Here is a 7,707-nt window from a genome sequence, read left to right on the forward strand (position 1 = left end):
CTTAAAAGAATGAATCAAACATATTAAATAGCGCACCACCCGGTGAACGTGGTGGGTGAACATAAGTCACTTCACCTGCCAGAGGGGGAGTACGGTTTTCAATACGAATACGGGCTGGGCGGTCAGAGCCTTCATAGTAGACTTTGATTTGTGATGTCCATAAGCGTCCTGTACTTTCACTATAAAATAGCGGTAGGGCAGTAACCGGTACATTCATACGATCAAAGCGTAATTGATGATTACTGGTATTATGGAAATCAATTGGCGTAACTGCACGAAAAGCACGTGGGGTTAATAGATTTAAATCGGTACGACCATCAACAGAGGTTGCATAACAAATTTCACCTTGCTGGGCATTGGGACCAAACCATGTATCTTTAGGCTGAATCACAGGAATCTCAAATAAAGGTTCATGCTGACTTTCAACTAAACCGGCAATCCATAGGGGGGTACTAATATAAAGTGTCCCACGTTGACCCGCTGGAATGTAGATTGGATCAACCGGTTTAATTACCACTGATCGGTCCGCCAAACGTGGCATGAGTAGAAACTTCGGATTTGTTTTCCGAAACATATAACGTTCGACTTGCACAGAATGTGGAAAACCAAAATTTGCATCCGTTATGATGTGCCAATCTTGCTCATTATCATCTTGGAGAGTCGGGCGATAATATTCGATACGCCATTCTTTTATGCCACGTGTTAAACGAAAGAGCATTGAACCGAATTGCCATGCTTTGGACTGGTTAATTTCAAAGTGCTGTTCACCCCACCATTTTAAAGAATTCTGGGGGTGAGGCTGATATTCATTATTTTCAAACAAGACGTAAAATTCCTCTACCGAGTTGTTAAACAGACTTCACGCTGTAATCTGCTTAGAGTACACTCAAAATCATCTTACTCATCATTATAAATTGTGATGCAAATATTGAAACAAATACAAGTTCCATATAGTTTTGCCAAGCGTCATGGTGTTTTATTTCGTTATGACGGTGATCAAGTTTTTATTGTTAGACGTCAAAATACAGAAAAAATTGCATTGCAGGAAGCAAGACGAATTTTGGGGAAACCTGCATACTATCAATTATGCACTGAACAAGAATTCAATAGCCTATTAAGTACCAGTTATGCAGGGGATACAGGTGAATCTCAACAAGTAGCTGCGGGCTTAGAAGACCATCCGGATTTATTAAGCCTTGCAGATCAGGTGCCTGAAACAGAAGACTTAATGGATCAAGAGGATGACGCGCCTATTGTTCGTCTAATCAATGCTCTTCTCTCTGAGGCAATTCGAGTAGGAGCTTCAGATATCCATATTGAAGCTTTTGAAAAAAAGCTATCAGTTCGTTTACGGGTAGATGGTCAATTACGTGAAATTGTGCAGCCACGCCGTGAACTAGCCCCGTTACTTGTTTCGCGTATTAAAGTTATGGCGAAACTCGATATTGCTGAAAAGCGTGTACCGCAAGATGGACGTATTTCTTTACGTCTTGCTGGTCGTGAAGTCGATGTCCGTGTTTCAACTTTGCCATCGTCACATGGTGAAAGGGTGGTCATGCGTTTACTCGATAAACAAGCGGGTCGCCTTAATATGACTCACCTAGGTTTAATGGCAAATGACTATGAACGTTTAACTCAGCTAGTACATCGTCCGCACGGTATTATTTTGGTCACAGGGCCTACTGGTTCGGGGAAAACGACGACTTTATATGCTGCCTTATCTGATCTAAATGACAACACCCGTAACATCTTAACTGCCGAAGATCCAATTGAGTATCAGCTTGAAGGAATTGGCCAAACTCAAGTGAATACCAAAGTGGATATGACATTTGCTCGTGCTTTAAAGGCAATGTTACGTCAAGATCCAGATGTGGTCATGGTGGGGGAGATTCGTGATCTAGAAACTGCTGAAATTGCGGTGCAGGCATCCTTAACAGGTCATTTGGTTTTATCGACGCTACATACCAATACTGCTATTGGTGCAGTGACTCGTCTTAAAGATATGGGGATTGAACCTTTCCTGCTTTCAAGCTCTTTAATTGGGGTGGTTGCGCAGCGTTTGGTTCGTACTTTATGTCCACATTGTATGACATGGCGTGAAGCCGATACTTTTGAGAAGCAAGTTTTTCAGCATATTTTCCATGAACCAAGTTTAAAGTTACCAGAGGCTCAAGGGTGTGATCAGTGTTCTCATTTAGGGTTTAATGGCCGTACAGCGATTTATGAAATTGTACCTATTGATGAACCTATGCGCCGTCTCATTCATGGTAATGCAGCTGAATTTGAATTAGAAAATCATGCTCGTCAGTATTCTGGTTCTATTCGCGATGATGGTTTACGTAAGGTGCTCTCAGGTAAAACTACACTTGAAGAAGTGCTTCGTGTAACCAATGAAGCAAGTGAAGCATAATTTGTAAGATATAAAAAATGCCCGATATGATTCGGGCATTTTTTATATTAAAACTTATTCAGTCACAATATTAAACGTCACATCAATATTGTTACGAGTTGCATTTGAATATGGACAAACGATATGAGCTGCTGCAACTAACTTTTCAGCTTCTTCACGGTCCATACCGATTAAATAAACATTTAAAGTAACTTCAATACTAAAACCTGTAGGAATTGGACCAATACCAACTTCACCTTCAACATAAGCATCTTTGCTAATATTAAATTTATCGCGGTTTGCAACGAATTTTAAAGCACCCAAAAAGCACGCTGAATAACCTGCTGCAAATAATTGTTCTGGGTTAGTTACAGCACCACCAGCGCCGCCCATTTCTTTAGGCACACCAAGTTGTACGTCTAATACACCGTCTGATGACGTTGCACGACCGTCACGGCCACCAGTTGCTTTAGCTTTTGCGCGATACACAACTTTTTCTAATGACATCTTTTTATTCCTAAATTAAATTGAATGCAAATATATCGTACACAACTTAATTATTTTAACAAGTCAATTTTGTAAAAAAATTGGTGATTATTTAGCTATATTTGTACGGAGTTGTGTTAATTGATCTTTGAGACCGAGAAGGGTAGCCGTATCACAAGAACTGGCCTCTAAGATATGCGTTGGAATATTTACGGCCTGTTCTTTAAGTTTTTTCCCCTTTTCGCTAAGCGTGATAATGACTTGTCTTTCATCTTCTTTTGAACGAGTACGATTAAGAAGCTGCAATGCTTCTAACTTTTTTAAAATTGGGGTTAAAGTTGAAGACTCTAAAAATAACTTGCTGCCAATTTCTGAAACAGTAATCTCATCTTTTTCCCACAACACTAACATCACCAAATATTGAGGATAAGTAATCCCTAATGGAGTTAAAAGTTTGCGGTAAAGTTGATTAAGGGCTAAATTTGTTGAGTAAATGAGGAAACATAATTGATTCTCAAGCTTTAGATTTTGACAGTCTTGGTCCATATATTCCTCAGAAAACTAATTGGTGCTTTTCTAGTATATCGCTTTATGTTTAATTTCTTAAATGCTCATAATTTAGAGCTATTGATAAAAATAAGATAACGTAAAAAAATGGAGTAATCTAAACATTACTCCATCACTTAAAAATACTAATTTAAAATGGTTACCAAAGGTCGGCAATTTTTTTCATTAAACGAGCACGATATTTTGCAGTTGGGTTATTTTCATTACGTTGTTGCTCTTGTTCATAAAAATCTTGCCAGGCCGTGATCATTTCTAAAGTTGTTCCTTGTTTTTTAATCATAGAAACATCGGCAGGCTGAATATTCTCTAAACGCTGTCTGGCACCTTCTGCACCTGTCCCCCAACCAATAATCCGCTGACCAAAAGCAGGCAGAGGAATATTTTTTGGAGTAGGAGGAAGTACATTTTGTTTAAGCTGCAAATTTGGAGAGACAAAATTATTTGTTGCCCCAAAATCAGTCGCATAACAATGAATATTTGCCCCTAAGCAAAAAATGCTAAATAAGTATTTCCACATGAATAATTAAGCTTTTAATAGTGAATTAATTTACGATGCATCATTAAAGGCATTGATTTACGAACAAGTTCTTGAGCAGCTAAATCAAAAGGTACCGTAATTAAACCGTTCCCTTCATAACCAATCATACTTAAAACTTGACCACGACTATCAGTTGCTCCTGCATGCCCCCAAGTTTGGCGTTTTTCCCCATGCCAACCTTGTTGCGCAGCCCCTAAAACATAGCATTGGCTATCCATTGCACGTGCTTGCAGCAAAAGCTGCCAATGCATCTGACCTGTTGTATAGGTAAATGCAGCAGGAGCAGTTAATAGATGAGCACCTTGTTGTCTAAGGGTTAAAGTTAACTCAGGAAAACGCAAGTCATAACATACCATTAGGCCAATATTGCCAAAAGGGGTAGATGTGACTACAACGTCTGTTCCTGGTTCAAAGAAACGAGATTCCTGATATCCACCCACAGCATCGCCAACTTGTACATCAAATAAATGTATTTTGTCATAACGTGCTTCGGTACGTTCAGGACTGATGCATAAACTCACTGTACGCACTCGACCATCTTGTATGATGGAACCATCCGGACGAAATGGACACGGTAGAGTGCCTGCAACAATCCAGATTTGATACTGATGTGCAAGTTTCTCAAGTCTTTGTTGAATCGACTCAAATTGCTCTGCTGTTTCACGCTGTTTGCCAGCCGCAAAACAAACAAAGTTTTCGGGAAAAACAATTAAGCTGGCATTTTGAGCCTTGCTTTGCTGAATCAATGACTCAATCACTTGAAAGTTGCTTTCAATGTCATCTTGAGAATTCATTTGAACAACTGAAACAAGAGTCATATACACATCCAGATTAGCAATAAAGTTTAGGCATTTTGCTTATCAGATACTTGTTCAAGCGTGTCTTGTTCTTTTTGCAATTGCTTAACAAGCGGCTCAAACATGTTCTGATTATTTGCATTGAGTTTCATCAATGTCTTGTGTGCGTCCAGAACGGTTCTTAGCATCGCATTATGAGTAATGTGCTCGTCAGTTAACGTTAAAGTACAAACGTTAGGATCGCCACAATAATTCAGGATGACAAAAACCTGCCCTAGCCCCATGCTGTTGGCTAAGGTTGTGATATCTGGATTGGTAGATAGCATCACAGCTTGAATATGATGAGTCTGTTTCAGTTTTAAACCTAGCTTAGCTAGGATACCTAATACAGTACTATCAATAAATGTTGTTTGGGTTAAATCAACGATTGCACCAACAACATTTTCTTGCTGTTCAATTCTGTTTAAAAGTTTGTCTAGACTTATACAAGAATGGGCTCGCACTTCACCAATAAGCTTGAAAATATGCGTTCCATTTAAACTTGCATATTCAACATGACCTGTTGACATATAAATGCCATTTTCAGAGAAGGATAGAAAAATTATCACATAGTGCCATCTCAGACTCAAGAGTCCTTAAGTCGTATATTATGTAATTAATTGATTCTTAAATTAATTCATTCGACAAAGACTAAAGATGGCAATGTCATCAGCAACGTGATCAGGGGCTTGGAATGATTGATTTTGCAAATGTTGAACTAATTGTTGAAACTGATCATTCAAGCCGCCATCAAATGGTTCTAGTGCTCCATCTGAGCAAATAATGAAACGTGCATGACGATTTAATGTGCATACATGTTCTTCAACTTCTAACTCATCAGTTAACCCTAAGGGAAAGCTGCTGGTGGTTAAAATTTTTGGAGGTTGATTAGGTTCAAAAATAATTGGAGGAGGGTAATGACCTGCACTAGACCAGCGAAGACTATGAGTTTCAAGATTTAGAATACCGACCACAATTGTAATATGTTTTTCAATATTCTCTTGAACTAGCATCCCATTTAACTTTTTGATTAACTGTCGTGGTGTTTTGGAGCGACCATGAAAGGCTGCCATCCAAGAAGTTAATAAGCTACTTGTTACACCATGCCCCGATACATCGGCGAGATAAAATAAAACCTCTTTATCATTGAGCTTCCAGTAGTCGTACCAGTCGCCTGATAAATAGGCAGAAGGTTGGAAAAAAGTTTCAACCTCATAATTTAATAAATCAATAGGATTTGGCAATAAACGTTTTTGTAATTCTGCTGCCGAAGGTAAATCACGGCTATCCTGATTACGTTTATATTGTGCATCAATTCTTGTTAAAGCTTTATTTAGATCTTTAGGTAATTGGTTCCATACCCATCCTGCAAGAGCACCAGCTTCCCATGCTTGAGCTAAAGCACTACCTTCATGCTCAAAAGCAATCACGATTGTAGGTAAACGCCATTTATAAGTTAGGAAATCTTGTACATCAGCAATTGCGATAATTGTTGGGTCGTATAAATCGAGATCATCTATGTGAATGACTTGTAAGTCTGGTAATGCTTCCAGAGCTTGCTCTACGAAAGGGATAGAGCGTGTCGGTTTAATAAAATACATAGAAGATATGGTAGTCCTTTTTCAAGATCACTTTATCCATCATAGAGGATGTATGACCAAAATCAAGGTATTGCCTTTCTATAAGAAAAATGCAATACCTTGATATGTCCTTTAATTATTTTTCGGTTTTATCAGTGTTATCTTCTGGTACATCTTCAGATTCGTCATCATCAATAAAAGACACATCTGCCGAATCACCTTTTTTCTCGGCAATCTGGAATGCTTTACGTTGGAGATATAAATCACGAATCATCGCATATTGATCGCCTTGTATCGTTTGGTCTAAATCTAGATATTGAGCGCGTGTATCAACGGCTTGTAATAGATTAGTCGACCAATACAGGCCATCTTGGTCATCCATAATATATTTTTGTGGACGGGCCTGAGCATCTACAGCCAAGCCAACGCCATCACGTAAAGTGCTTGGCCCAAAGAAAGGCAGCATAAGAAATGGTCCAGAAGGAACACCATAGTAACCGAGAGTTACACCAAAACTTTCTTCTTCAGGAGGTAAGCCTAAGCGGCTCGCTGGATCGGCTAAACCTAAAGTTGTTAACGTATTAATAGTAAAACGACCTAAAGTTTTTGCGGCGCGGCCAGGACGTCCTTGAATTAGTTGGTTAACAGCATTCCATGGTTCGCCAAGGTTTTTACGAAATTGTCGGTAAGAACCACGTACATCTTCTGGCGTCTTTTCTCTATATTCAACAGCAACGGGACGCAAAACATGGCGGTCTAACATATCGTTAAAAGAATAAATTGGACGGTTCAGTGACTGTAATGGATCTTTTACTGTATCCGGTTGAGCAGCATTTGCGTTGATCTTTAAATCTTTAACTTTTATGCCTTTCAAATCTTTAATAATTTGTAAGTGAGGTCGGCTATGCTGAGTCTGGGTTGAAGTAACATCTTCCGAACTAGCGGCAGATTCTTCAGTAAGATTTTCTTGAGCATGGGCTGAGGTGTAAAGACCTACAGTTAATAAGCTCGACAAAAGTAAATTAGAATAATTCATATAATTCCTTAACCGCTAGCCAGGCTATATTCAATATGCAGTTGGGTAGAGATATATTTTAATACAGAAGCGATAAGCTATTATCAATGTAAAATTGATCAAATTATATAGAAATATAGCCAAAAAGCCTAAAAAATGTACGCTTGATATGAATTGCTATAAAAAGGGGTTGCAAAGGGGATGAGATGGTCTATAATGCACATCCATCGGCGGTGATGCAGATAGAAACTTGTTGAAAAACAGTTACTTGTGATTAGATTGGTTGCTTTAAGTGA

General features: G+C 38.8%; 9 protein-coding genes. 1 reads left to right on the forward strand and 8 read right to left on the reverse strand.

What is annotated here, in order from left to right:
• Position 1 precedes the first annotated feature (1 nt).
• Positions 2-823, reverse strand: coding sequence for a DUF432 domain-containing protein (locus MKL62_RS06345; RefSeq protein WP_000462729.1), 822 nt, complete (start codon positions 821-823; stop codon positions 2-4).
• Between the two features lie 96 nt (positions 824-919).
• On the opposite strand from MKL62_RS06345, the gene gspE reads away from it, so the two are divergent.
• Positions 920-2,410 (forward strand): type II secretion system ATPase GspE, encoded by a 1,491-nt coding sequence (gene gspE / locus MKL62_RS06350; RefSeq protein ID WP_001166325.1) that lies wholly within the window; start codon positions 920-922, stop codon positions 2,408-2,410.
• A gap of 54 nt (positions 2,411-2,464) precedes the next feature.
• On the opposite strand, the gene MKL62_RS06355 is transcribed toward gspE, so the two are convergent.
• The 7 genes from MKL62_RS06355 to MKL62_RS06385 all read right to left on the reverse strand — a co-directional run bounded on the left by MKL62_RS06355 (position 2,465) and on the right by MKL62_RS06385 (position 7,432).
• The gene (locus MKL62_RS06355) at positions 2,465-2,896 is read right to left on the reverse strand and encodes an organic hydroperoxide resistance protein (protein ID WP_000051124.1); all 432 of its coding nucleotides are present in this window, start codon (positions 2,894-2,896) and stop codon (positions 2,465-2,467) included.
• An 87-nt stretch (positions 2,897-2,983) separates the two neighbouring features.
• The gene (locus MKL62_RS06360; protein ID WP_000371731.1) at positions 2,984-3,421 is read right to left on the reverse strand and encodes a MarR family winged helix-turn-helix transcriptional regulator; all 438 of its coding nucleotides are present in this window, start codon (positions 3,419-3,421) and stop codon (positions 2,984-2,986) included.
• A gap of 160 nt (positions 3,422-3,581) precedes the next feature.
• Complete coding sequence (locus tag MKL62_RS06365) at positions 3,582-3,959, reverse strand: DUF4951 domain-containing protein (protein ID WP_000266120.1); 378 nt, start codon at positions 3,957-3,959, stop codon at positions 3,582-3,584.
• Between the two features lie 14 nt (positions 3,960-3,973).
• Complete coding sequence (locus MKL62_RS06370) at positions 3,974-4,798, reverse strand: carbon-nitrogen hydrolase family protein (protein WP_000177095.1); 825 nt, start codon at positions 4,796-4,798, stop codon at positions 3,974-3,976.
• A 26-nt stretch (positions 4,799-4,824) separates the two neighbouring features.
• Positions 4,825-5,346: an anti-anti-sigma factor GigB gene (gene gigB / locus MKL62_RS06375; protein ID WP_000103065.1), complete on the reverse strand. Its 522-nt coding sequence runs from the start codon at positions 5,344-5,346 to the stop codon at positions 4,825-4,827.
• Positions 5,347-5,448: 102 nt separating this feature from the next.
• A complete protein-coding gene (gigA, locus tag MKL62_RS06380) occupies positions 5,449-6,417 on the reverse strand; it encodes an RsbU family protein phosphatase GigA (protein ID WP_000273589.1) in 969 nt (322 codons plus the stop codon).
• A gap of 115 nt (positions 6,418-6,532) precedes the next feature.
• On the reverse strand, positions 6,533-7,432 hold the full coding sequence (locus MKL62_RS06385; protein ID WP_001109856.1) for an MlaA family lipoprotein: 900 nt from the start codon (positions 7,430-7,432) through the stop codon (positions 6,533-6,535).
• Positions 7,433-7,707: the final 275 nt, after the last annotated feature.

The sequence above is a fragment of the Acinetobacter sp. AOR01_HL genome (genome assembly GCF_027855455.1).
Classification (GTDB): Bacteria; Pseudomonadota; Gammaproteobacteria; order Pseudomonadales; family Moraxellaceae; genus Acinetobacter; species Acinetobacter baumannii.

Bases quoted from the DNA above. Each gene is read 5' to 3' on its own strand.
- MKL62_RS06355 (WP_000051124.1), bottom strand. From the start codon at position 2,896: ATGTCATTAGAAAAAGTTGTGTATCGCGCAAAAGCTAAAGCAACTGGT.
- MKL62_RS06365 (WP_000266120.1), bottom strand. From the start codon at position 3,959: ATGTGGAAATACTTATTTAGCATTTTTTGCTTAGGGGCAAATATTCAT.
- MKL62_RS06360 (WP_000371731.1), bottom strand. From the start codon at position 3,421: ATGGACCAAGACTGTCAAAATCTAAAGCTTGAGAATCAATTATGTTTC.
- gspE (WP_001166325.1), top strand. From the start codon at position 920: ATGCAAATATTGAAACAAATACAAGTTCCATATAGTTTTGCCAAGCGT.
- MKL62_RS06385 (WP_001109856.1), bottom strand. From the start codon at position 7,432: ATGAATTATTCTAATTTACTTTTGTCGAGCTTATTAACTGTAGGTCTT.
- gigB (WP_000103065.1), bottom strand. From the start codon at position 5,346: ATGTCAACAGGTCATGTTGAATATGCAAGTTTAAATGGAACGCATATT.
- gigA (WP_000273589.1), bottom strand. From the start codon at position 6,417: ATGTATTTTATTAAACCGACACGCTCTATCCCTTTCGTAGAGCAAGCT.
- MKL62_RS06370 (WP_000177095.1), bottom strand. From the start codon at position 4,798: ATGACTCTTGTTTCAGTTGTTCAAATGAATTCTCAAGATGACATTGAA.